Here is a 23326-nt window from a genome sequence, read left to right on the forward strand (position 1 = left end):
CTTAAGCTCGGCCAGCAGGCGCGGGTTGAAGCCTTAAGCGCGGGCGAAACGCTCGTTGGCGCGAATCAGCTGGTCGAGAATGCCCGGCTCGTCAAACGAGTGCCCCGCCCCTTCAATGATATGCAGGTCAGCTTCCGGCCAGGCCTGCGCCAGATCCCACGCATTCTGCACCTGACAGGCCATATCATAGCGCCCGTGAATGATAACCCCCGGAATATGCCGAATACGCTCGACGTTCTTCAGCAGCTGATCGTCACTGTCTAAAAAGCCCATATGGGTGAAGTAGTGATTCTCAATGCGCGCGAAGGCCAGAGCAAAATCATCTTCGCCAAAGGATGCCGCGTCTTCTGTTGGTAGCAGCGTGACCGTCTCCCCTTCCCACAGGCTCCAGATTTTTGCTGCTTCGAGCTGCACGGCCCGGTCGTCGGAGGTGAGGCGTTTACGGTAAGCCGCCATGACGTCCCCCCGCTCTTCTGGCGATAAAATCGATAACATGCGCTGCCATTTGTCAGGGAAGAAGCGCGACGCGCCTTCCTGATAGTACCAATGCAGCTCCTGCTTTCTCAGGGTGAAGATGCCGCGCAGGACGATTTCACTGACGTGCTCGGGATGGGTCTGGGCGTAGGCCAGCGCCAGCGTCGCGCCCCAAGAACCACCAAACACCAGCCACTTATCCACGCCCGCCATTTTGCGCAGACGCTCAATATCTTCGACCAAATGCCAGGTAGTGTTGTTGTCCAGACTGGCGTGAGGTTTGGATCGCCCGCAGCCGCGCTGGTCAAACAGCATGACGTCGTAATCGTTGGGATTAAACAACTGGCGATGAACAGAGGAACAGCCGCCGCCCGGCCCGCCGTGAATAAACACCGCCGGTTTGCCCTGCGGATTACCGCTGCGCTCCCAATAAATCTGGTGACCGTCGCCGGTGTCCAGCATCCCGCTGGCATACGCCTCTCTTGGCGGATATAAACCTTTCAATTTCGGCATGGCGTTTCCTGTTTTTTGAGGTCCAGAATATCAATTTCTCATTTACGCTTTCTCATAACAGCGCATCAGGCTAACCCGGTCAATCAACAACATGTTGTTAACAATAAAAAAATGCATTTTTTCAATCAGTCGCACAGTAAATCAGCGCCGTTGTATAAAGAAACGGCATAACGCTGCAAAAAATTCCTCATAAGAGCAGGTCAAAAAACAATAACTCGCATAGAAACATGCCGTTGAGCGAAACCTCGCCGCCCGCTATTGCAAGTTGAGCGAATTAAGCAGTAAATAGGTGAGCAACCCAATCCACTAGCTTTAGAGAGGCAAGCCACCATGAGTAAAGGAATGGATAGCAAAAAGAATGCGAAGAAGAAGCCGCTGAAAACGCCAGCTGAGAAAAAAGCTGATAAGAAAGCCAAAAAGGCAGCCGCTTAACGGTTTCTTGAGTCATTTAAGTCACACCGTTTCGTATTGATACAAACCCGCTGATAGCGGGTTTTTTTGTTTATTTACCCTCTGCGTCAGCGCCATCACCGCTATCTGCTGGCATGTTGTTCTCCGCACAGGGCCATCCGCAGAAAAGTGCGGAGGGTTGGTCAGGGGCCACCTATCCTTTACACTTTGATCATTGAGAAGCTTGCTCATTAATAAGAACCAAACAGGAGAATCGGTATGACATTCCGGGTAATTGATACGGAAACCTGTGGCCTGGACGGCGGCATTGTTGAAATCGCCACCGTTGACCTGATCGACGGCGAGATCGTGCAGCCGATGAGCGACCTGATAAGCCCCGATCGGCCGATTAGCCATGAGGCCATGGCCATCCACCACATCACCGAAGAGATGGTCGACGGCAAACCGCGCATCGCGGCGGTCATCGGCAAGTATCACGGCAGCCAGTATTACGTGGCGCACAATGCGGCTTTCGATCGCGGCGTGCTGCCGGAGATGCACGGGCAGTGGATTTGCACCCTGAAGCTGGCACAGGCGCTCTATCCGAATATTCGCTACAGCAATCAGTATCTGCGCTACGCCCTGAAGCTCGACGTCACCGTCCCCGAAGGCCTGTACCCGCACCGCGCGCTGTATGATTGCTATGTCACCGCCGCGCTGCTCAAGCGAATTATTGCCGATTCAGGCTGGAGCGCGGAGAAAATGGTCGAGATAAGCAACCGCCCGACCCTGCTGCGGACGCTGAAATTTGGTAAGTATCGCGGGCAGAAGATTGAAGATATCGCGCTGCAAGACCCGGATTATCTGCGCTGGATGTTGAAGTCGATTAAAGATTTAAGCGGCGATATGCGCTTTAGCATTGAGCATTTTCTGGAGAAGTAATAAGAACTTGCTGACGTCACGCGGCCCTTTCATTGCGAAAAGGCCGCGCTATTAACTCATAGAATTACGACTTTCCCGCCAGTGCCAGAACAAAAGCATATTCCAGCGCAATGTCTTCGTAAGCCTTGAAGCGCCCCGACTTGCCGCCGTGGCCGGAATCCATATCGGTATACATCAGCAGCTGGTTATCGTCAGTTTTCAACTCACGCAGCTTCGCCACCCACTTGGCCGGTTCCCAGTATTGCACCTGAGAATCATGCAGGCCGGTGGTCACCAGCATATTCGGGTAATCCTGCGCCTTCACCTGATCGTACGGGCTATATTGCAGAATATAGTCGTAGTAGGTTTTGTCATTCGGATTGCCCCACTCGTCATACTCGCCGGTGGTCAGGGGGATAGACTCGTCGAGCATGGTGGTCACCACGTCAACAAAGGGTACCTGCGCGACTATGCCGCGATACAGCTCCGGCGCCTGGTTAATCACCGCGCCCATCAGCAAGCCGCCGGCGCTGCCGCCCATGGCATAAACCTGACTGGCTTCGCCATAGCCCTCGGCCACTAGTTCTTTGGTGACGTCGATGAAGTCGTGGAAGGTGTTCATTTTGTTGAGCAGCTTGCCGTTGTCATACCACTGCTGGCCCAGCTCTGCGCCGCCGCGAATGTGTGCCAGAGCGAAGACAAAGCCGCGATCCAACAGACTCAGGCGGCTGCCGCTAAATGCCGGGTCCATACTGCTGCCGTAAGAGCCGTAGCCATAAACCAGCAGCGGGTTGCTGTTGGGTTTGAAGGTATCACGGCGGTATACCAGCGAAACCGGCACTTTCACGCCGTCGCGCGCGGTTACCCAAACGCGCTCGCTGCGGTAGTTGGCCGCGTCGAAATCTTTCACTTCCTGCTGCTTCAATAGCCTGCGCTCGCCGGTGTCCAGATTCAGCTCAAACAGCGAGCTTGGCGTGGTCATTGAGGAGTAGCCATAGCGCAGCAGCGAGGTGTCCGGCTCTGGGTTGTAGGCCAGCCAGGTCACATAGGTCGGGTCATCAAAGCTTAGGGACTTCTCTTCACCCGTCGCCCAGTGGATCTGGCGCAGGTTGGTCAGCCCCTGCTCGCGCTCTTCCACCACCAGCCAGTCGCGGAACAGGCTAAAGCCCTCCAGCATCACCGCCTCGCGCGGGGCGATCAGCGTCTGCCAGCTGGCTTCGTTGTTATCGGCGCTTTTGTATAAACCGAAGTTTTTACCGTCTTTTGGCGCAGCGATGTCGCGGTTCGAGCGAATGTAGAAATGGCCCTGATAGTGATCCAGCCCGTATTCATGGTCTTTACGGCGCGGCACGAATACCTGCGGCTTGGCCTGCGGGTCGTTGGCGTCTAGCAGCAGCACTTCGGAGGTGGTGGTGCTGTCGAGATGAATAATCACATACTGGTCGGAGGTGGTTTTATCCAGACCGACGTAGAAAGTGTCATCCTTCTCTTCATATACCAGTTGATCGTTTTTCGGATCGGTGCCGACGGTGTGGCGGTAAACCTGATATGGCAACAGCGTCTTTTTATGTTTACGCACGTAATACAGGGTCTGGGAGTCGTTGGCCCACTCGCTGCCTGCGGTGTTCTTCAGCAGGTCATCGTTCCAGCTCTCATCCTGCAAATTCTTGATGCGAATGTCATATTGGCGACGAGAGAGGAAATCTTCCGAGACGGCCATCAGCTTGTTGTCCGGGCTGATATCCAGACCGCCCAGCGTGTAGAACTCGCTGTCGCTGGCGCGCTCATTGCCGTCAATCAGCGTCTGCCACTGCTCGCTCTCGGCGGCTGGCTGGCGCAGATAGATCGCGTATTCATTGCCCGGCTCGTAGCGGGTCTGATAGCGATAGCCGTGTTTGACATAAGGTACCGAGTGGTCCTGCTGCGCGATGCGCGCCACCATCTCTTGATACAGGGTTTCGCGCAGCGCCTGATGGGGTAACAGCGCCTGTTCGGTATAGGCGTTTTCCGCCTGCAAATAGCTCAGCACGTCGCTGTTGGCGCGGTCATCGTCACGCAGCCAATAGTAATTATCGACACGGTCTTCACCGTGGATGGATAGCGTTTTAGGGCGTTTTTCAGCCTTTGGAGGTGTGATCATCAGGCTTTCTCTCAATATTCTTGAAGGTTTATGCAGAGTGACAGGTTTATTTTGCGAAACCAAGCATTAAGCGGGCAAGCGAGGTGGGGAGCAGGAAACAGCAAGAGTAAGCGCCGTCGAGCAAGGTGCCGAGGCGCTTTAAGCAGAATTAGTGCGGCGTGCCGTAGGTGATCTGGCCAATCTGGCAGTTAAGCGTTACCGGATAGGTTTTCTCAGCGCGATTACCGCGCGCTTTCACCGGAACGCTCCAGTTGGCGCTATCGCCCGTAATATTGTCGGGGGAGATCCACACCACCGGCGTTGAGGTGCCGAGCAGTTTTTTATCTTCGTCCCAACGGGTAATACGGTTTTGCAGAAAATCACGTTTTACCAGAGCGGCCACTTCATCCTTGCTGGCATTGTTGCAAGGCGCGATGGTTATGGTCCGACTTTGCTGCTCCGAGGTCTGCGCGGCCTGCGCTGCGCCACTCAATCCTGCTACTGCCACCACTGCGCTAAGAATTAATTTGTTCACGTTTCGCCTCCCGAATGCGGATTCTGTCCCTGACCGAACGCTGCATTAAGCGATATCCTTGCTTAATGCAGGGTCATATTTAACAGGCACATGTTAATCCATGACAAGATCATAACACAACGTTAACATGGCGGCGGCGCGAACTTATTTCTCGGCTGCTGGCTTATCGCAGGATAATGGCTTTGCAGCTTTTGCCTTTGATTTTGCCTTCCTGCAAGCGTTGCAGGGCTTTCTTGGCGCTTTTCTGGCGAATCGCTACATAGGCGTGAACCGGGAACATATCGATTTTCCCCACTTCTGCCGCCGTCAGCCCGGCATCACCCGTCAAGGCACCGAGAATATCGCCGGGACGGATCTTGGCTTTGCGGCCGCCGTCAATGCACAGGGTGGCCATTTCTGGGTCCAGCGCCACTGGCGTTGCCGACATGACCTGCGCGGCAGGCTGCCAAACCACGGCCTGACGGGTGTAATCTTCCAGCGCGTGAACGCGCACCATTTCCTGCGGCGTGACCAGACTCACCGCCAAGCCGCTGGTGCCTGCACGGCCCGTACGGCCTACGCGGTGGACGTGGACTTCCGGATCAAACGACAGCTCGTAGTTGATCACCAGACTCAGCTGTTTGATGTCCAAACCGCGCGCGGCGACGTCGGTTGCCACCAGCACGCGGCAACTGCCGTTGGAGAAACGCACCAACACACGATCGCGGTCGCGCTGTTCCAAATCGCCATTTAGCGCCAGCGCGCTAATGCCCTTGCCTGCCAGTGCTTCGTAAATCTCCTGGCAGTCGCGCTTGGTGTTACAGAACACCACGCAGGAAGCTGGCTGGTGCTGATACAGTACCGCCGTGAGCAGCGCCAGACGCTGGTTGCGGTCGGTTTCAATGAACACTTGTTTGATGTCGGCAATGTCATCTTCGCCTTCAATTTCAACTTTCACTGGCTGACGCTGGAATTTGTTGCTGATGCGCTCGATGCCTTCCGGATAAGTGGCGGAGAACAGCAGGGTTTGGCGATCTTGCGGCGCGTAGCTCACTACGTCTTCGATATCTTCGCTAAAGCCCATATCCAACATGCGATCCGCTTCGTCCAGCACCAGCACCTTCAGCTGATCCAGCTTAAGCGTGCCTTTACGCAGGTGCTCCTGAATACGGCCCGGCGTGCCGACGATGATATGCGCGGGATGCACCAGAGACTCAAGCTGAGGTCCGATGGCCTGGCCGCCGCACAGGGTCAAAATTTTAATGTTCTGGGTGAAGCGTGCCAGACGGCGTAGCTCTTTGCTGACCTGATCGGCCAGTTCACGGGTTGGACAGAGCACCAGCGACTGGGTCACGAATTGCCCAACGGTGATTTTATCCAGCAGCCCGATGCCAAACGCGGCCGTTTTACCGCTGCCCGTTTTGGCTTTGGCGCGGACGTCCTGCCCTTGCAGGATAGCCGGTAAAGACGCGGCCTGAATGGGGGTCATTTCGGCATAACCCAGCTCGGACAAGTTAGATAGCTGCTCGGCGGGCAGTGGCAGGACGGAGAATGAATGCGTGCTCAAGGCGATAACTCTTTATATAAGGCAGAAAATTCGGGGCAGCGACGGAAAAAACGGCGCCATGATTTGGGCTAAATGATAACAGAGAGACGGCCTGCCCGCCTTACTCAGCGAACGTCATGCACAAAAAAACCCGCACTAGGCGGGTTTTTCATGCTGTGCAGCGACAGATTGTCTGTCACTGCCCCGAGGTCAAGACGCTCAGGCGTTTTTGCTGTAAGACTTACAGTGCAACAACGTTAGCAGCGGACGGGCCACGTGGGCTGTCCTGAATGGTGAACTCAACGTTCTGACCTTCGGCCAGCGTTTTGAAACCATCGCTGTTAATTGCGGAGAAATGCACGAAAACGTCTTTAGAACCGTCGGCCGGAGTGATGAAACCGAAACCTTTGCTTTCGTTGAACCACTTGACCTGACCAGTTAACTTACTCATTTTTATATCCTTTACTATTTTAAAAGCATCCGCCTCGATCGCGAGTGCAGTGATATTAACGCATATTCAGCCGCCTCACGCAAATCGCACTCTTTGCCGCGCAATCGTTTTCGTCGCCTTTTTTTTCCGTTATAATGCGCCCGAACTGCTCACAGGGCGGCGAATTTGGCCTATGAATGCGCCATCAGCACACCTTTTCAACCACCACAGATCTGGGTACGAAGCTATGTTAACCATTGGTACTGCACTGCGCACCGGCGCGACTCGCGTCATGTTATTGGGTTCCGGCGAGTTGGGTAAAGAAGTCGCCCTTGAATGCCAGCGTCTTGGTCTGGAAGTGATTGCCGTTGACCGCTATGCCGATGCTCCCGCCATGCAGGTTGCCCATCGTAGCCACGTGATCAACATGCTCGACGGCGAGGCGCTGAAGCAGCTTATTGAGAGCGAACGCCCTGATTTCATCGTGCCTGAGATTGAAGCTATCGCCACCAGCATGCTGGTTGAGCTTGAGAAACAGGGCCACAACGTGGTGCCGACCGCCGAAGCCACGCGCCTGACTATGAACCGCGAAGGCATTCGCCGCCTGGCCGCTGAAACCCTGAAGCTGCCAACTTCTACTTATAAATTTGCCGACGATGAAGCCGCTTTCCGCGCCGCCGTCGATGAAATTGGCTATCCGTGCATCATCAAGCCGGTAATGAGTTCCTCCGGCAAAGGCCAGAGCCTGATCCGCAGCGAAGCGGCATTACAGCAGGCGTGGGACTACGCCCAACAGGGTGGTCGCGCCGGTGGCGGTCGCGTGATTGTGGAAGGTCTGGTGAAGTTTGATTTCGAAATTACCCTGCTGACCATCAGCGCGGTGGACGGCATTCACTTCTGCGCGCCAATCGGCCATCGTCAGGAAGATGGCGACTACCGCGAATCCTGGCAGCCGCAGCAAATGAGCGAGCTGGCGCTGCAACGCGCCAAAGATATCGCCGAAAGCGTGGTGAAAGCCTTAGGTGGCAAGGGTTTGTTCGGGGTTGAGCTGTTTATCTGCGGCGATGACGTGGTGTTCAGCGAAGTCTCCCCGCGCCCTCACGATACCGGCATGGTGACTCTGATTTCTCAGGACTTGTCAGAATTCGCCCTGCACGTGCGCGCCTTCCTCGGCCTGCCAATCAGCCAGATTCGCCAGTTCGGCCCGTCGGCTTCTGCGGTGATTTTGCCAGAGCTGACCAGCAACAACGTCACCTTCAGCGGGCTGGAAAATGCCTTGGTTGGCTCGAATCAGGTTCGCCTGTTCGGTAAGCCAGAAATCAGCGGCAAACGCCGTCTGGGCGTGGCGCTGTCCATTGGCGACAGCGTGGAAGAAGCCGTCGAAACCGCCAAGAAAGCCGCGGCGGCGGTGGTGGTTAAGGGCTAAGCCTTTCTCTGTTGAAGTTGAATGCAAAAAAACCGGGCCTGCGAAGGACCCGGTTTTTTTATCTCTTGCGCCCGGCTTCTCAGCCCGGCTCGGCATTATTCGTCTTCGTCATCAAAAATGACGGTGACGCGGTCGCCCTGATGCTTGGTGCGAATTTCATCCGCCACCGTGGCAATGGCTTCGCCGCTGCTCATGCCGTCGGCCATCAATTGGCGGATACGGTCGGCGGCCTGTTCCTGTTCGCTATGTGAAAGTGAAGGCATACCTGTCAGCATGGGAGTGTCCTGTTTCTGGGTCATGAGGGAAATACGGTCAGCAATGTCGCCATTCAAGCGCCACTACAACGTGAAGGACCGCCAGTATACTCCTTCTTGCTGCATTGGCCTATGCAGCTTTCAGGGGCGTAAATCTATGTTAGGATCGCCCCCTGTTCCAGCCCATTCGTCAGACATCGTGAAGCCATCCATGCAGCCTGCCCAGACTTACCGTTTACATACGCTCCCTTACCATCCTGACGCCCTGCTGGCGCGGTTCGCCCCGCTCTCTGCTCAGCCGTGGGCCATGCTGCTGCACTCCGGCGCGGCGGAGCACGCCCATAATCGCTTTGATATTTTGGTCGCCGATCCGTTGATTCGGCTGACCACCCGTGGCGACAGCACGGAGATTGCCAGCGCGGCAGGCACTCAGGTGAGCGACGCGGATCCTTTTCTGCTTATAGAGCAGCAGTTGCAGCACTCAGGGCTGCGGGCCGAGTCGCGCGAAGATCTGCCGTTTCTCGGCGGCGCGCTGGGGCTGTTCGGCTATGATTTGGGCCGTCGCGTGGAAAGCCTGCCGAACCTTGCCGAGCAGGACATTCAGCTGCCCGACATGGCGGTAGGCATTTATGACTGGGCGCTGATTGCCGACCACCAGTTGCAGCGCCTGACGCTGGTGTGCCACGGCGACATTCAGCAGCGTCTGGCTTGGCTTGAATCTCAGACCCCGGCGGCGGAAAGCAGCGAATTTACGCTGCACGGCAACTGGCAGGCCAACATGAGCCGCGAGCAGTATGGCGCGAAGTTCCGCCAGATTCAGGAGTACCTGCACAGCGGCGACTGCTACCAAATCAATCTGGCGCAACGTTTTTCCACCCGCTATTCCGGGGACGAGTGGCAAGCCTTCCTGACGCTGAACGCCGCTAACCGTGCCCCCTTCTCAGCCTTTATTCGTCTGCCGGACAACGCTGTGCTGAGCCTCTCGCCGGAGCGTTTCCTGTGGCTGGAGAACCAGCGCGTGCAGACGCGCCCGATCAAAGGCACCCTGCCGCGCTTAGCCGATCCGCAGGCCGATGCCCAACAGGCGCTGCGCCTCGCGGCGTCAGAGAAGGATCGCGCGGAGAATCTGATGATTGTGGATCTGCTGCGTAACGACATTGGCCGCGTCGCCACCCCCGGCAGCGTGCGAGTGCCGGAGCTGTTCGTGGTCGAGCCATTTCCGGCGGTACATCACTTAGTCAGCACCATCACCGCCGACCTCCCGGCGGCATGCCACGGCAGTGATTTATTACGCGCCTGCTTCCCCGGCGGCTCTATTACCGGCGCGCCAAAAGTCCGCGCCATGCAGATTATTGAGGAGCTGGAGCCGCATCGCCGTAACGCCTATTGCGGCAGCATCGCCTATATTAGTTGTTGTGGCACGATGGACAGCAACATAACTATTCGCACGCTATTGACCGAGGGCGATCACATTTATTGCTGGGCGGGCGGTGGTATTGTGGCGGACAGCGTAGAACAGGCGGAATATCAGGAGACTTTCGACAAAGTGGCCCGAATTCTGCCTCAACTGGGAGAACCTAAGCATTGATGAGCCTTGAAAAAGCGACCGAGATGCCGCGTTATTCACCTGCGGTAGAAGAGTTCGTGCGCCGTTTCCAACTACAACTCCCGGCCTCTGCGCCAGCCAAGGTGACGGGGAAACGTCAGGCGGCGGTGCTGATCCCGATCATCTGCCGCGAGCAGCCGACGCTGCTGCTCACCCGCCGCTCTGACCGCCTGCGCAAGCACGCCGGGCAGGTCGCCTTCCCCGGCGGCGCGGTAGACGCCTCTGACTCTTCTATTATCTTCACCGCGCTGCGTGAAGCTCAGGAGGAGGTGGCCATCCCCTACGGCGACGTCAACGTGCTCGGCACGCTGGCCCCGCTCGACAGCAGCACGGGTTTTCAGGTCACGCCGGTGGTCGGGCTGCTGCCGGTAGATGTGCCGCTGCACCCCTGCGAAGACGAAGTGGCCGAGCTGTTCGAGATGCCGCTGGAAGAGGCGTTTAACCTGTCGCGCTATCACCCGCTGGATATCCATCGCGCCGGCACTCACCATCGCGTTTACCTTTCCTGGTATCAGCAGCAGTTCGTTTGGGGGCTGACCGCCGCCATTATTCGCCGTCTGGCGGAGCAAATTCGCGCCTAATCCCCTCTTTTGATGTGGCCATAATTTACACATTGGTCACATTTCGGCATCAAATTACTTTATTTCATGCGAAAAAAGCCACTTTAGGTCACAGGGCCTTTTACACTGTGTGTTAAGTCCGGAATAAAACTGCGATAATCCACTGCTAAAGATTAATTAAACAGTAAATCTATCCGGGCATGATGCACATGACAGTGCCATCGGCCAAAACAGGAGTATTCAACGTGATTAGCGTTTTCGACATGTTCAAAGTCGGTATTGGTCCTTCCAGCTCCCACACGCTGGGGCCGATGAAAGCGGGTAAACAGTTTGTTGATGACCTGCTCGAAAAAGGCATGATGGCCGACGTCACTCGCGTTGCGGTAGATGTCTATGGCTCGCTGTCGCTGACGGGTAAAGGACACCATACTGATATCGCCATTATCCTCGGGTTAGCGGGCAACAAGCCTGACACCGTGGACATTGATGGCATTCCGCACTTCATTCGCGATGTCGAGCAGCGCCGCCGTTTGCCGCTGGGCGACACCCACCACGAAGTCGATTTCCCGCAGGACACCGGCATGGTGTTCCGCAATGAAAATCTGTCTAAACATGAAAACGGCATGCAGATCCACGCTTTTGCGGGCGACAAGCTGCTGTACAGCAAAACCTACTACTCGGTCGGCGGTGGTTTTATCGTCGATGATGAGCATTTCGGCCAGCCGGTACTGGATCAGGTCACCGTGCCTTACGCCTTTAACTCGGCGAGCGAAATGCTGGCGAAGTGCAAAGAGACAGGCCTGTCGCTGTCTGCGCTGATGATGAAGAACGAGCTGGCGCAGCACAGCAAGCAGGATATTGAGCTGTATTTCGAAAATATCTGGCAGACCATGAAGGCCTGTATCGATCGCGGGTTGAACACCGAAGGCGTGCTGCCGGGGCCGCTGCGCGTGCCGCGTCGCGCTCCTGCCCTGCGCCGGATGCTGGTGTCCAACGATAAGCTCTCCAATGACCCGATGAACGTCATTGACTGGGTGAATATGTTCGCGCTGGCGGTCAATGAAGAAAACGCCGCCGGTGGCCGCGTGGTGACGGCGCCGACCAACGGCGCCTGCGGAATCGTGCCGGCGGTTTTGGCCTATTATGACCAGTTCATCGAATCCGTTAGCCCAGACATCTATTTGCGCTACTTCCTCACCTCCGGCGCTATCGGTATTCTGTACAAGATGAATGCCTCTATCTCCGGTGCGGAAGTGGGCTGTCAGGGTGAAGTGGGCGTGGCCTGCTCAATGGCGGCTGCCGGTCTGGCGGAACTGCTCGGCGGTAGCCCGGAGCAGGTATGCGTGGCGGCGGAAATCGGCATGGAACACAACCTCGGCCTGACCTGTGACCCGGTAGCCGGGCAAGTGCAGGTGCCTTGTATCGAGCGTAATGCGATTGCATCGGTGAAAGCGATTAACTCGGCGCGTATGGCCCTGCGCCGCACCAGCGAGCCTCGCGTTTCTCTGGATAAAGTGATCGAAACCATGTACGAAACCGGCAAAGACATGAATGCCAAATACCGCGAAACCTCGCGGGGTGGTTTGGCCATCAAAGTACAGTGTGATTAACCTGCCTCAACGCTGATAGTTACCCCGGCCGCCCTCGGTTTTATGCAGTAATACCGAGAGGCGGCCGCATGAAATCTGCCCTTCAGTAAACTCCACAGCCATTTGTTCTCTATTAACAGAAACCCCCTGTAATATCAGGAAAAACTCATTTCACCCTCTTGCATTCTCCGCGGCTGCTACGGCATTCTGCGTTATTACTGAAACACGTGTTACGTCAGCTATTCTGGTTCACCAACCCATAAAACGAATAAGCCGCTATCTTCGATGGTGGACATGATAAGGGCATTCATCCGTGACAACGTCACTTTCGCGCATTTTGTCGGAATTTGAGGAGCAGTAGTATGCCTTTTTCACCGATAGCGCTCGCAAAATATCGCTCCTACCGCGTGGCCTTCGCCGCCGCGATTGGCCTTTTCGCCCTGATCATGACGCTAGGTATTCGCATTTGCGAACAGAGCCGGGCCATCAGTTTGAATCAGCAGCGGCTGGCAAATCACACAGTGCAAAAACTGGAGAACCTTCTACAGCCTGCAACAAAAGTTTCGTTTGGCGACTTTATCGTGGCGGGTACCGGCTGCGCTCAGCAGCAAATCGGTTTGCAGCGCGCCGTGGCGAGAATTCAAACCCTGCGCGCCATTGCCTTGGTGGTAAATGGCAAAATCGTCTGTTCGAGCCTCGCGGGTGCGCTACAGGTGGACTTCAACCAGCTACTGCCCGAACTGGCGTTAGGCAACAAGCGGGTGCAGCTGCGCTACTCGATCATGACGCCAGAAAGCATCCCGACGCTGGTGCAGTGGCAGCCGTTAGAAAACGATAATCGCAACGGCGTGCTGTTTGTCTATAACATCGGCATTCTGGGGAATTTCCTGCTAGAGCCGCAGCCGCCTTACGCCAATCGCATCGTGCTTAACGTGCTCAATCAGAGCCTGGAATACGACAAAAACCACATTGTGCCGCGCAGCAAGCTCGGCGGTGATGAAGTGGTGCAGGCCTATTCCACCCATAATGATTTCTCCATTTCGCTGTATGGCGATACCGCCACCACCATTGCCTGGGGCGACCTCCCTTCTCACCTGCCCCTATCACTGCTTATCAGCCTGCTGGTCGCCATCGCCACCTATTTGCTGTCCGCCAGCCGCCTCAGCCTGGGTTATCCGATTAGCCATGCTATCTCCCACCGCGAGTTTCAGGTCTATTGCCAGCCAATCATAAATAGCGCCAATGGCACCTGCGTCGGGGTTGAAACCCTGATGCGCTGGAAGAACCGCCGCCAGGAGTGGGTGTCGCCCGAGCTGTTCATCCCGCTGGCCGAGCAGCATGGGTTAATTATTCCGCTGACGCGCTACCTGCTGCGACAGGTGAGTGAGAACCTGCACCTTTTTCCGCCACGCGAAGACTTCTACATCAGCGTCAATGTCGCTGCGCAGCACTTCCACAATATGGAAATCATTGATGACGTCCGCGATCTCTGGCTTTCCGCCAAGCCCGACGTCTCGCTGATGCTGGAGCTGACCGAGCGCACCCGACTGCAGGAGCTGAGCGCGCAGCATATAGCCAAGCTAAAAGCCATGGGAGTGATGCTGGCGATTGACGATTTCGGCACCGGACACAGCTCGCTGAGCTACCTCAAGGCACTGAATCCTGACGTGTTGAAGATTGACCGCGCCTTTACCGCTTCCATTGGCACTGACGCCATTAACGCCACGGTGACTGACACCATCATTACGTTGGCCCATCGCCTGAAGCTGAAACTGATTGCCGAAGGGGTGGAGACGCTGGAGCAGGCCAACTACCTGCGCGAGCGCCAGGTGGATGCGCTACAGGGTTTTTACTTCGCCCGTCCGATGCCGATAGATATCTTCCCGCAGTGGCTTGAACGCTATGAGCAGAACAATCAACTGGCCGCGCCATTTTCCTTCTAAGGAGGATTTTGGGCTGGGCAGAATAGAAAACGGCGACCGAAGTCGCCGTTTTTATTGCTGAATCACCCTGACAGGTTATTCGGCCTCGTGCCAATCATGCTCAGATTTAATCTTGGTTATCTTCACGCGCTCAATACGATACTCGGCGAGTTCGATAATTTCGAATTTCAGCGGCGGGATCTCAATGATTTCCCCCACTTCAGGCATCTGTCCCGACTGGGCTAACAGCAGACCGGCCAACGAGGCGTAGTCGTCAGTTGGGCTGACCAGCTCGTAGGTGTCGAGGATCTGCTGCAAGAGGTGCAAATCGGTGCCACCCTTGGCAATCCAGCCGTCGCCATCGACGACCACGTCTGGGGTTTCATCCTCGTCCGGGAACTCACCGGCAATGGCTTCCAGCACGTCCAAAGGCGTGACCAGCCCTTGCACCACGCCAAATTCATTGCTGACAATCACCAAACGGCCTCTCGCACGGCGCAGAACCGACAACAGGTTGATGACGTCGATAGTTTCCGGCACCACGATTGGCGCAGTCTTTTCGGCAAAGGCGACAATGTTTTCGCCGTTTTCCAACGCCACCAGCAGGTCTTTAGCGCGCACCACGCCAATCACGTCATCCAGCGAGTGGCGACAGATTGGGAACAGGCTGTGCGGCGTGTCCAGCAGCTGCATGCGGATTTCCGCCGGAGAGCGTTCGCAGTCGACCCACGAGATATCCGCGCGCGGCGTCATGATGCTGCGCAGAGAGCGCGAAGCCAGCGTCAGCACGCCGCTAATCATGTGGCGCTCTTCTTCGGCGAAGGTTTCTTGGTTCGGCAGCGTCTGACGTTGATCGTCTTCTTCTTCATGACGGTGGCTTTTGCCCCCCATCAGGCGATGGATCGCCTCGGCCGTGCGTTCACGCATTGGACGATTCGACTGGCTCTTGAGGAAGTTGCGACGCGCGATTTGGTTGAACAATTCGATAAGAATCGAGAAACCAATGGCGGCGTACAGGTAACCTTTCGGAATATGGAAACCAAAGCCTTCCGCTATCAGGCTAAGACCAATCATCAGCAGGAAGCTCAGACAGAGCACCACTACCGTCGGGTGATTGTTCACAAAGCGCGTCAGCGACTTGGAGGCCAGCAGCATCACGCCCATGGCGATCACCACCGCGGTCATCATCACTGCAAGGTTATTCACCATACCGACGGCGGTGATCACCGCGTCGAGGGAGAATACCGCGTCGAGCACCACTATTTGCGCCACCACCGACCAGAAACTGGCGTAACCGCGGTTATTACCGCCGTGGCTTTGCTGCCCTTCCAACCGCTCATGCAGTTCAGTCGTGGCTTTAAATAGCAGGAATATCCCCCCCAGCAGCAGGATCAGGTCGCGCCCGGAGAAACTAAATTGCGCGATGCTGAACAGCGGCGTGGTGAGTTTCACCATCCATGAAATCAGTGACAGCAGGCCGAGGCGCATAATTAGCGCCAGTGACAGGCCGATAATACGGGCCTTGTCGCGCTGCTTTGGCGGCAGCTTGTCAGCCAGGATGGCGATGAAAACCAGGTTGTCGATGCCGAGAACAATTTCCAGCACGACCAGTGTCAGTAGACCGACCCAAATCGATGGGTCCATTAAAAATTCCATATTAGGCCCCGTGATTCACAGAATGAGAAAAAAGACGCAAGACGTTCCCGCCAGAACTGGTCCGGTGGTTGAGATCAGTGGTGATCTGAGTAAACGATTTCAATGCGGCATTAATCCGACCTGAATAGGCGAAATTGCCGGAATACTGAGAAAAGAAGGAAAAAGAGGATAAGTGACGTCGGTGACAGTCCATAGGGAGGGCTGAGGCCCGATACTCCTGTGCAATTATTGGGAAAGCAACTCTATCAGGAATCATTTATTCGGAAAAGAATGTTTTTGGCTCCAGAGTATTCCACTTCCACTATGCTGTTTTTGTATGCAATGACATAACTCATTCATCATACGTCGTTCAATAGCAGACAGTCGTCACATAATTTATTTTTTCACACACTAAAATAAATCCGGTCGCACAACCTGTTGAGGTTCTGCAATGCACGCTTCTTGTTGTTTATCAGAAATTAAAGACTGAAAAGCACGAAGGTTCTGAGTCGTCTCTCAATGGACCGCGCGCAAGAACAGCAACATTCGTCACGGGTAACAAAAGTGTCGAATTTAATGAGCACCCACACTTATGTGCATAACCTTAAGGGTTAACAGAGGAGGTAGCGAGTGAGTATTGCTATTATCATCGGCACGCATGGGTCAGCAGCCGAACAGCTGCTGAAAACGGCGGAAATGATTTTAGGCGAACAGGATAACGTCGCCTTTATTGATTTCGTTCCCGGCGAAAATGCTGAAACATTAATTGAGAAATACACGGCAAAACTGGGTGGACTTGATACCAGCAGCGGCGTGCTCTTCTTAGTAGATACCTGGGGTGGCAGTCCGTTTAATGCCGCCAGCCGAATTGTCGTCGACAAAGAGAATTATGAAGTGGTCACTGGGGTGAATATCCCTATGCTGGCGGAAACCTTCATGGCGCGTGACGACAACCCTTCGTTTGCTGAACTGGTCGCCATTGCGGTGGAAACCGGGCGTGTTGGCGTGAAAGCGCTGAAAACTCCTGAACCAGAAACAGAAACAGCCGCTGTTCAACCTGTGGCTTCGGCACCTAAAGCGGCCGCGCCAGCGCGTCCAACAGGCCCGAATGATCACATGAAAATTGGCCTGGCTCGCATCGATGACCGTTTAATTCACGGTCAGGTTGCGACACGCTGGACCAAAGAAACCAACGTTAACCGCATCATCGTCGTCAGTGACGAAGTAGCCGCCGACCATGTCCGTAAGACATTGTTGACGCAGGTTGCTCCTCCTGGCGTGACGGCGCACGTCGTCGATGTGGCTAAAGCCATTCGCGTTTACGACAACCCAAAATATGCCGGCGACCGCGTTATGCTCTTATTTACCAACCCGACAGATGTTCTGCGCGTTGTTGAAGGTGGGGTAAATATTACGTCGGTTAACATTGGTGGTATGGCATTCCGTCAAGGTAAAACTCAGGTTAATAACGCCGTTTCCGTCGATGAAAAAGATATTGAAGCTTTCAAGCAATTGAACGCCAAGGGTATCGAGCTTGAGGTGCGTAAAGTCTCTTCTGACAGTCGCCTGAAGATGATGGATCTCATTAATAAAATGAATTAATAAACTCAGCGAATTAAAGCGACAGATTTTTAACAAATAATCTGTTTCTGATGAGCTTATTTTACTCAGAGTCCTTTTGTCATAGGAGAAGTGCAATGGAGATCACCACACTACAGATTGTGCTGATATTTATTGTTGCATGTATTGCGGGGATGGGTTCCATCCTTGATGAATTCCAGTTCCACCGTCCTTTAGTGGCTTGTACCTTAATCGGTTTTGTTCTTGGTGATGTTAAAACCGGGATCATCATCGGTGGTACGCTGGAAATGATTGCCCTTGGCTGGATGAATATCGGTGCGGCAGTAGCGCCCGATGCCGCCCTCGCCTCCATCATTTCAACCATCCTGGTTATTGCCGGTGGTCAGTCGGTTGGCGCGGGTATTGCCCTTGCTATCCCACTGGCAGCGGCGGGTCAGGTTCTTACCATCATCGTTCGTACCATCACCGTTGCCTTCCAGCACGCGGCTGACAGTGCGGCAGAACGCGGCAACCTGCGCGCTATCTCCTGGATCCACGTTTCGGCGTTGGTACTCCAAGCGATGCGTATCGCCATCCCTGCCGTGATCGTTGCCGTGTCTGTTGGTACCGAAGTGGTTCAGGAAATGCTGGCATCTATCCCTGCTGTTGTGACCAACGGTCTGAACATTGCGGGCGGTATGATTGTGGTCGTCGGTTATGCGATGGTCATCAACATGATGCGCGCCGGTTACCTGATGCCGTTCTTCTACCTCGGTTTCGTCACCGCTGCTTTCACCAACTTCAACCTGGTTGCCCTGGGTGTGATTGGTGTGGTTATGGCAGTGCTGTACATCCAGTTGAGCCCGAAATACAACAAGTCTGCGCAAGCGGCTGGGCCAGCACAGGGTGTTAACGATCTCGATAACGAATTAGATTAAGGGTGAGAGAAATGGTTGATCAAACTGCAGTTAGCCAAACTCCTGAAAAGAAACTAACGCCAGGCGACATTCGCGGTGTGTTCATGCGTTCGAACCTGTTCCAGGGTTCATGGAACTTTGAACGTATGCAGGCACTGGGTTTCTGTTATTGCATGGTTCCGGCCATTCGTCGTCTCTACCCAGAGAACAACGATGATCGTAAAGCGGCCATCAAACGCCACTTAGAGTTCTTTAACACCCATCCTTACGTTGCGGCACCTGTTCTGGGCGTAACGTTGGCGATGGAAGAGCAGCGTGCCAACGGCGCACCTATCGACGACGCGGCCATCAACGGCCTGAAAGTCGGTCTGATGGGTCCATTGGCTGGCGTGGGTGACCCAATCTTCTGGGGTACTGTTCGCCCGGTATTCGCCGCCCTTGGCGCGGGTATCGCGATGAGCGGCAGCCTGCTGGGTCCACTGCTGTTCTTCGTCCTGTTTAACCTTGTACGCCTGCTGACTCGCTACTACGGCGTGGCATATGGCTACAAAAAAGGTGTCGATATCGTTAACGATATGGGCGGCGGCTTCCTGCAAAAACTGACCGAGGGGGCGTCAATTCTCGGCCTGTTTGTCATGGGGGCCTTGGTTAACAAGTGGACGCACGTCAACATACCGCTGGTGGTGTCGACCATTACCGACCAAACCGGTAAAACCACGGTGACTACCGTTCAGACCATTCTCGACCAGCTGATGCCGGGTCTGGTTCCACTGCTGCTGACCTTCGGCTGTATGTGGCTGTTACGCCGTAAAGTTAACGCCTTGTGGATCATCATTGGCTTCTTCGCCATTGGTATCTTCGGTTACTGGATTGGCCTGTTAGGCCTTTAAGTAATCACTAAGCCGGGGGAGCCTATCCCCCGGCTTTTTTATGCTTTCACGCTGGAGAAGTTTGCATGTCCCTCACTGATATCGTCCTCGCCGTCTTCGCCCTTCTGCTTCTGGCCTACGCCATTTACGACGAATTCCTGATGGGATCTAACAAAGGGAAAACGCTGCTGCGCGTCAACCTGCGCCGCCGTAACAAGATTGATTGCATTATCTTTATTGGCTTGCTGGCCATCCTGCTTTATAACAATGTGAATGCTCAGGGCACACCGATCACCAACTACTTATTAATAGGTCTGGCGCTGATTGCTTTCTATATCTCGTTTATCCGCTGGCCAAAAATGTTGTTTAAATCGACAGGCTTTTACTACGCCAATGCATTTATCACCTATGACCGAATCAAATCCATGAATCTCTCAGAGGATGGCGTTTTAGTGATCGAACTGGAACAACGCAAGCTGTTAATAAGGGTGAGCCAGTTAGACGACTTGCAGAACATCTATAATTTAATGATTGAACATCAATAAGTTACGTAATTTATGCTATTGGCTATATTTAATAGCATTATATTTAAATAACGCCAATTACCCGTAGAGTTGTTATTGATGTTTAATTCCACAATTTGTGAGTTTATTATCCAATCAATATGATCAGTGCGGGTACTTAATGAAAATCATTATCTTTGAGAATGCTAAACCCTAAATTATTTGTTGTTGTTATCAATTAAAATATTATGTTAAGGTTGCGCCGTCATTTGGGGAGTAGCCGGTTTTTGCATCCATTGTCTTGCACAATAGATGTGAAAACGCTCGTATCAACATACTCGTTTTGAAATAAAACGTGGTGCGAGCAGCCGTGAGGTTGGCGAGACCATAGACGCGTAGCTCCGTCGTAAGGTTGGGGGTGGGTTACGTGTATATGGAAACACCCGGCCGAGGTAACACTCGTGAACTTATCCGCAACACTGATTCTGGCTTTCGGTATGTCGATGGACGCCTTTGCGGCGTCGATAGGCAAAGGCGCCAGCCTGCACCGCCCTCACTTTCGTGAAGCACTGCGCACCGGTTTAATCTTTGGCATCATCGAAGCTATCACCCCGCTGATTGGTTGGGGCATTGGCTTGGTCGCCAGCAAATATATTATGGCGTGGGACCACTGGGTCGCCTTCACCCTGCTGTTCATTCTGGGCGCGCGCATGATTCTGGAAGGTTTGAAGAATAAACCGCAGGAAGAAGCCACCGCGCAAAGCCGCCACGGCTTTTGGATTTTGGCCGCCACCGCCATTGGCACCAGCCTAGATGCTATGGCCATCGGCGTCGGCTTGGCTTTCCTGCAGGTGAATATTATCCATACCGCGCTGGCTATCGGGCTGGCCACCACCCTCATGGCGACCATCGGCATTCTCTTAGGACGCTTTATCGGCCCGCTGTTAGGGCGCTGGGCCGAAGTGCTGGGTGGCGTGGTGCTGATTGGTATTGGCTGCAACATCCTGCTGGAGCACTTAGGCTATCTGAGCTGAGAAGCGTGTTAGGCGCGGCGATGCACTCTAATGAGGAAGTCGGTTTCACAGGAGAACGACGTCTCAGCCAGCAACGCCGCTTTAACTTCTTCGGTGGCCCGCCACGCAAAGGGCGTCATCTGCAATAGATCAAAAGCTTCGGCACCCTTCAACTTCATTGAATACGCCAGCGTCTCCTGACTCACCCGCTCAAAGCCTTCCAGCCGTTCATCCAACTCGGCGTGCAGTTGCACTTGCGAATAGATAAGCCCTTTCAGCTGGTATAAATGACGCGGCCCCGGCGCGACGGTCAGTACCAGTCCGCCGGGCTTAACGGCGCGATATAGCTCTTCTGCCTTGCACGGCGCATAAATACGCAGCACGGCGTCAAGCGACTGGTCGGCAAACGGCAGGCGGTGGCTCGACGCCACGCAAAAATTCACCTCACGATAGCGTTTGGCGGCGTTGCGAATGGCCACTTTGGCGACGTCCAAACCATACACCTCGATCCTGCGCTGCTCGCTCAAACGACGTGCCACCTCGGCGGTGTAATAGCCTTCACCACAGCCGATGTCCAACAGCGTCGAGGCCTCTGCCGGCAGCGCCTCGTTCAGCCGCTGCGCCACAAGATCGCGCAAAGGCTGGTAATGTCCAGCGTCGAGGAACCGGCGGCGCGACTCCATCATCTCCGGGCTGTCCCCCGGCTGCTTCGAACGCTTATGCTGTACGGGCATCAAATTGACATAGCCTTCTTTGGCATGATCAAACTGATGATTTTGCGGGCAGCGCCACTGGCGATCGTTAAGCGTAAGTAGCTGATGGCAAAGAGGACATTGATAACTCATGAAGATCCTAAAGGGAATTCGCGGTGCCCGCAGGCAGAATGCCGCCAAGTCTAAAGAACGCACCCGAGAGTTGCAACCGCTGGCATGGAAAGGAAAAACCCAGCTACACTGAGCCTTCGACGTTTTACTTATTTGACGTGGTTTATATGACTGACATTTCGGCGTTACTCAGCCAGATACCTGGGATCCGCCACGGCTTCGGCAGCAAGCGCGCTCTAATCCCCGAGGTTTTAGCCGAGTTTGAACCGACCCGGCCGCAGAAAAAGCAGGTCCACGGTACCCGCATCGTGGATATCATCCAGCCCGCCCAACCCTGTGGCGAAGCTGACGGCTTCTATACTTCCCATCCCGGCATTCTATTAACCGTGTTTAGCGCCGACTGCCTGCCGCTAATTTTCAGCCGTCGGGACGGTCGCCGCGTGGGCGTGGTGCATGCCGGTTGGCGTGGGCTAAAGGCGGGCATTATTAAGAAAATGGCCGAACGCATTAATCAAGACGGCAGCGTGGAGGATTGGGTGGTATCAATCGGCCCGGCGGCGCGCGCCTGCTGTTATGAAGTCAGCCAAGAGCTGGTGGATGAGTTTTTGCGCGACCTGGACCTGCCGCCCGCGCTGATCTCCCCTTCCCCGCGCCATCTCGACTTAGCGGCCATTGCTCTGGCCAAGCTTGAGTATTTAGGCTTTGGCGCCATTGACCATTCCGGCGGCTGCACCATCTGTAGTACCGAGCTGGACGGTAGCTATACCTACACCAGTTTTCGCCGCAACACCCACCAGCGGGCCAAAGACCCAACGCATCCGGGGATCAGTGGTCGCAATCAGCAATCGGGCATTATGATTTTGCCTGAGTGACGCGGCCTCAGATCGCAGATACAAAAAAACCCGCACATGGCGGGTTTTTTTCACAGCTGATGCTGCTTAGACTGGAGTTACATCAACAGCAGATGGGCCTTTCTGGCCATCTTGAATTGAGAACTCAACGTTCTGGCCTTCAGCCAGAGTTTTGAAGCCGTTGCCCTGAATGGCAGAGAAGTGTACGAATACGTCTTTGCTGCCGTCAGCAGGAGTGATGAAACCGAAGCCTTTAGACTCGTTGAACCACTTAACCTGACCTTTAATCTTTGCCATCTTGAGTATTTCCTTTGGATTGTTTAAAGCCGCCTATTGGCGTTACATAGACAAACTAGAGTCGTTACTGCTTGAGGCACTAAGATATAAATCGGCAGAGAAGCAGCGTTCAACGATAACGTTTTTACTCAAGTCTTCTTTACTGAAAATGCCACACATATACAGAACCGTACCTCGTTTTACCCATATGCGTTATCACATAAACTGATTTCGATGGCAAGCCATTTTTAATCAGTGATGGACGTGTCGCACATATTTGAGCCGGTTAAAGCCGGTAGCCGTTTGGCTAAGCTGAAATATGTTGATAGACATGCTTTTTTCTGCTTAACAGGGAAGCCTGTCTTTGATTCAAAACAATAACGACTAGCCCTGATTATTGCTCATTTAATGGCGAACGGTAAGCGTAAAAGACAACTTTATTTGAATTTTTATCTTTTAAGATATGCCATGAAGTACTGAGAGGACTGCGCCGCAACGCTCGCTACTGATTGGTTATGCATTCACCAAAATGGGCGCACTTGAAGACCGTGGTGCATTTCATTGGTTCGTCCGTAATCTATTGCACCGCAAGCGAGCAAACAATTTTATTTCAA

General features: G+C 54.3%; 22 protein-coding genes and 1 riboswitch. Of the genes, 12 read left to right on the forward strand and 10 right to left on the reverse strand.

All coding sequences use genetic code 11. The features are described 5' to 3' along the window. Positions 1-33: 33 nt before the first annotated feature. Positions 34-987, reverse strand: a complete 954-nt coding sequence (gene pip / locus ACT3RT_RS01735) for a prolyl aminopeptidase (RefSeq protein ID WP_485901148.1) — start codon at positions 985-987, stop codon at positions 34-36. Between the two features lie 669 nt (positions 988-1656). Here pip and exoX point away from each other — a divergent pair. Then, positions 1657-2319, forward strand: coding sequence for an exodeoxyribonuclease X (gene exoX, locus ACT3RT_RS01740; protein ID WP_485901150.1), 663 nt, complete (start codon positions 1657-1659; stop codon positions 2317-2319). A 64-nt stretch (positions 2320-2383) separates the two neighbouring features. Here the strand turns inward: exoX and ACT3RT_RS01745 are convergent, their stop codons facing one another. The 4 genes from ACT3RT_RS01745 to cspE (ACT3RT_RS01760) all read right to left on the reverse strand — a co-directional run bounded on the left by ACT3RT_RS01745 (position 2384) and on the right by cspE (ACT3RT_RS01760) (position 6928). Continuing rightward, positions 2384-4438 carry a S9 family peptidase gene (locus ACT3RT_RS01745; protein ID WP_353502489.1) on the reverse strand — a complete coding sequence of 685 codons (2055 nt, stop codon included), beginning with the start codon at positions 4436-4438 and terminating at the stop codon, positions 2384-2386. 148 nt (positions 4439-4586) lie between these two features. After that, positions 4587-4952 (reverse strand): protein YebF, encoded by a 366-nt coding sequence (yebF, locus tag ACT3RT_RS01750; protein ID WP_496199981.1) that lies wholly within the window; start codon positions 4950-4952, stop codon positions 4587-4589. A 163-nt stretch (positions 4953-5115) separates the two neighbouring features. Beyond that, positions 5116-6498 (reverse strand): ATP-dependent RNA helicase DbpA, encoded by a 1383-nt coding sequence (dbpA, locus tag ACT3RT_RS01755; protein ID WP_485901156.1) that lies wholly within the window; start codon positions 6496-6498, stop codon positions 5116-5118. Positions 6499-6718: 220 nt separating this feature from the next. Next, positions 6719-6928: a transcription antiterminator/RNA stability regulator CspE gene (gene cspE / locus ACT3RT_RS01760; RefSeq protein ID WP_034791273.1), complete on the reverse strand. Its 210-nt coding sequence runs from the start codon at positions 6926-6928 to the stop codon at positions 6719-6721. A gap of 226 nt (positions 6929-7154) precedes the next feature. On the opposite strand from cspE (ACT3RT_RS01760), the gene purT reads away from it, so the two are divergent. Continuing rightward, positions 7155-8333, forward strand: coding sequence for a formate-dependent phosphoribosylglycinamide formyltransferase (gene purT / locus ACT3RT_RS01765; RefSeq protein WP_496202410.1), 1179 nt, complete (start codon positions 7155-7157; stop codon positions 8331-8333). A gap of 95 nt (positions 8334-8428) precedes the next feature. On the opposite strand, the gene ACT3RT_RS01770 is transcribed toward purT, so the two are convergent. Beyond that, positions 8429-8608 carry a YoaH family protein gene (locus tag ACT3RT_RS01770; RefSeq protein ID WP_034791275.1) on the reverse strand — a complete coding sequence of 60 codons (180 nt, stop codon included), beginning with the start codon at positions 8606-8608 and terminating at the stop codon, positions 8429-8431. 190 nt (positions 8609-8798) lie between these two features. Between ACT3RT_RS01770 and pabB the strand changes: the two genes are divergently transcribed. From pabB to ACT3RT_RS01790, 4 genes are all read left to right on the forward strand, one after another. Beyond that, the gene (gene pabB / locus ACT3RT_RS01775; protein WP_496202597.1) at positions 8799-10175 is read left to right on the forward strand and encodes an aminodeoxychorismate synthase component 1; all 1377 of its coding nucleotides are present in this window, start codon (positions 8799-8801) and stop codon (positions 10173-10175) included. Continuing rightward, entirely contained in the window at positions 10175-10774 is a 600-nt protein-coding gene (locus ACT3RT_RS01780; protein ID WP_353502493.1) for a CoA pyrophosphatase, read from the forward strand. Before pabB ends, ACT3RT_RS01780 begins: the two co-directional genes overlap by 1 nt. Before the next feature lie 224 nt (positions 10775-10998). Beyond that, entirely contained in the window at positions 10999-12363 is a 1365-nt protein-coding gene (locus tag ACT3RT_RS01785; protein ID WP_034791278.1) for an L-serine ammonia-lyase, read from the forward strand. A 341-nt stretch (positions 12364-12704) separates the two neighbouring features. Beyond that, positions 12705-14285: an EAL domain-containing protein gene (locus ACT3RT_RS01790; RefSeq protein ID WP_353502494.1), complete on the forward strand. Its 1581-nt coding sequence runs from the start codon at positions 12705-12707 to the stop codon at positions 14283-14285. Between the two features lie 75 nt (positions 14286-14360). Here the strand turns inward: ACT3RT_RS01790 and ACT3RT_RS01795 are convergent, their stop codons facing one another. Continuing rightward, positions 14361-15920 (reverse strand): TerC family protein, encoded by a 1560-nt coding sequence (locus ACT3RT_RS01795; RefSeq protein ID WP_353502495.1) that lies wholly within the window; start codon positions 15918-15920, stop codon positions 14361-14363. Positions 15921-16529: 609 nt separating this feature from the next. Here ACT3RT_RS01795 and manX point away from each other — a divergent pair. From manX to mntP, 5 genes are all read left to right on the forward strand, one after another. Further along, positions 16530-17501, forward strand: coding sequence for a PTS mannose transporter subunit IIAB (gene manX / locus ACT3RT_RS01800; RefSeq protein ID WP_353502496.1), 972 nt, complete (start codon positions 16530-16532; stop codon positions 17499-17501). Positions 17502-17596: 95 nt separating this feature from the next. After that, on the forward strand, positions 17597-18397 hold the full coding sequence (locus ACT3RT_RS01805) for a PTS mannose/fructose/sorbose transporter subunit IIC (RefSeq protein ID WP_034791285.1): 801 nt from the start codon (positions 17597-17599) through the stop codon (positions 18395-18397). An 11-nt stretch (positions 18398-18408) separates the two neighbouring features. After that, positions 18409-19266: a PTS mannose transporter subunit IID gene (locus ACT3RT_RS01810; RefSeq protein WP_353502497.1), complete on the forward strand. Its 858-nt coding sequence runs from the start codon at positions 18409-18411 to the stop codon at positions 19264-19266. A 65-nt stretch (positions 19267-19331) separates the two neighbouring features. Next, on the forward strand, positions 19332-19790 hold the full coding sequence (locus tag ACT3RT_RS01815) for a DUF986 family protein (RefSeq protein WP_496199976.1): 459 nt from the start codon (positions 19332-19334) through the stop codon (positions 19788-19790). A 216-nt stretch (positions 19791-20006) separates the two neighbouring features. Beyond that, positions 20007-20199: riboswitch (yybP-ykoY riboswitch) on the forward strand. Positions 20200-20209: 10 nt separating this feature from the next. After that, a complete protein-coding gene (mntP, locus tag ACT3RT_RS01820; protein WP_485901167.1) occupies positions 20210-20782 on the forward strand; it encodes a manganese efflux pump MntP in 573 nt (190 codons plus the stop codon). An 8-nt stretch (positions 20783-20790) separates the two neighbouring features. Here the strand turns inward: mntP and rlmA are convergent, their stop codons facing one another. Then, complete coding sequence (rlmA, locus tag ACT3RT_RS01825) at positions 20791-21606, reverse strand: 23S rRNA (guanine(745)-N(1))-methyltransferase (RefSeq protein WP_496202411.1); 816 nt, start codon at positions 21604-21606, stop codon at positions 20791-20793. Between the two features lie 146 nt (positions 21607-21752). Here rlmA and ACT3RT_RS01830 point away from each other — a divergent pair, with 146 nt between their 5' ends. Further along, positions 21753-22457 (forward strand): polyphenol oxidase family protein, encoded by a 705-nt coding sequence (locus ACT3RT_RS01830; protein ID WP_496202412.1) that lies wholly within the window; start codon positions 21753-21755, stop codon positions 22455-22457. A 66-nt stretch (positions 22458-22523) separates the two neighbouring features. Here ACT3RT_RS01830 and cspE (ACT3RT_RS01835) read toward each other — a convergent pair whose 3' ends face one another. Together cspE (ACT3RT_RS01835) and ACT3RT_RS01840 are read right to left on the reverse strand one after the other, a co-directional pair. After that, positions 22524-22733 (reverse strand): transcription antiterminator/RNA stability regulator CspE, encoded by a 210-nt coding sequence (gene cspE, locus ACT3RT_RS01835; protein WP_353502502.1) that lies wholly within the window; start codon positions 22731-22733, stop codon positions 22524-22526. A 42-nt stretch (positions 22734-22775) separates the two neighbouring features. Further along, positions 22776-22892, reverse strand: coding sequence for a DUF2627 domain-containing protein (locus ACT3RT_RS01840; protein ID WP_353502503.1), 117 nt, complete (start codon positions 22890-22892; stop codon positions 22776-22778). Between the last annotated feature and the right edge of the window lie 434 nt (positions 22893-23326).

The organism is Ewingella sp. AOP9-I1-14 (assembly GCF_052375995.1).
In the GTDB taxonomy this organism is placed as follows: Bacteria; Pseudomonadota; Gammaproteobacteria; order Enterobacterales; family Enterobacteriaceae; genus Ewingella; species Ewingella allii.

Coding starts and splice junctions, on each gene's coding strand:
- ACT3RT_RS01745 (WP_353502489.1), bottom strand. CDS start 4,438: ATGATCACACCTCCAAAGGCTGAAAAACGCCCTAAAACGCTATCCATC.
- ACT3RT_RS01790 (WP_353502494.1), top strand. CDS start 12,705: ATGCCTTTTTCACCGATAGCGCTCGCAAAATATCGCTCCTACCGCGTG.
- cspE (WP_353502502.1), bottom strand. CDS start 22,733: ATGGCAAAGATTAAAGGTCAGGTTAAGTGGTTCAACGAGTCTAAAGGC.
- purT (WP_496202410.1), top strand. CDS start 7,155: ATGTTAACCATTGGTACTGCACTGCGCACCGGCGCGACTCGCGTCATG.
- ACT3RT_RS01815 (WP_496199976.1), top strand. CDS start 19,332: ATGTCCCTCACTGATATCGTCCTCGCCGTCTTCGCCCTTCTGCTTCTG.
- ACT3RT_RS01770 (WP_034791275.1), bottom strand. CDS start 8,608: ATGCTGACAGGTATGCCTTCACTTTCACATAGCGAACAGGAACAGGCC.
- ACT3RT_RS01810 (WP_353502497.1), top strand. CDS start 18,409: ATGGTTGATCAAACTGCAGTTAGCCAAACTCCTGAAAAGAAACTAACG.
- rlmA (WP_496202411.1), bottom strand. CDS start 21,606: ATGAGTTATCAATGTCCTCTTTGCCATCAGCTACTTACGCTTAACGAT.
- cspE (WP_034791273.1), bottom strand. CDS start 6,928: ATGAGTAAGTTAACTGGTCAGGTCAAGTGGTTCAACGAAAGCAAAGGT.
- exoX (WP_485901150.1), top strand. CDS start 1,657: ATGACATTCCGGGTAATTGATACGGAAACCTGTGGCCTGGACGGCGGC.
- ACT3RT_RS01805 (WP_034791285.1), top strand. CDS start 17,597: ATGGAGATCACCACACTACAGATTGTGCTGATATTTATTGTTGCATGT.
- ACT3RT_RS01780 (WP_353502493.1), top strand. CDS start 10,175: ATGAGCCTTGAAAAAGCGACCGAGATGCCGCGTTATTCACCTGCGGTA.
- ACT3RT_RS01830 (WP_496202412.1), top strand. CDS start 21,753: ATGACTGACATTTCGGCGTTACTCAGCCAGATACCTGGGATCCGCCAC.
- ACT3RT_RS01840 (WP_353502503.1), bottom strand. CDS start 22,892: ATGTGTGGCATTTTCAGTAAAGAAGACTTGAGTAAAAACGTTATCGTT.
- pip (WP_485901148.1), bottom strand. CDS start 987: ATGCCGAAATTGAAAGGTTTATATCCGCCAAGAGAGGCGTATGCCAGC.
- ACT3RT_RS01795 (WP_353502495.1), bottom strand. CDS start 15,920: ATGGAATTTTTAATGGACCCATCGATTTGGGTCGGTCTACTGACACTG.
- pabB (WP_496202597.1), top strand. CDS start 8,799: ATGCAGCCTGCCCAGACTTACCGTTTACATACGCTCCCTTACCATCCT.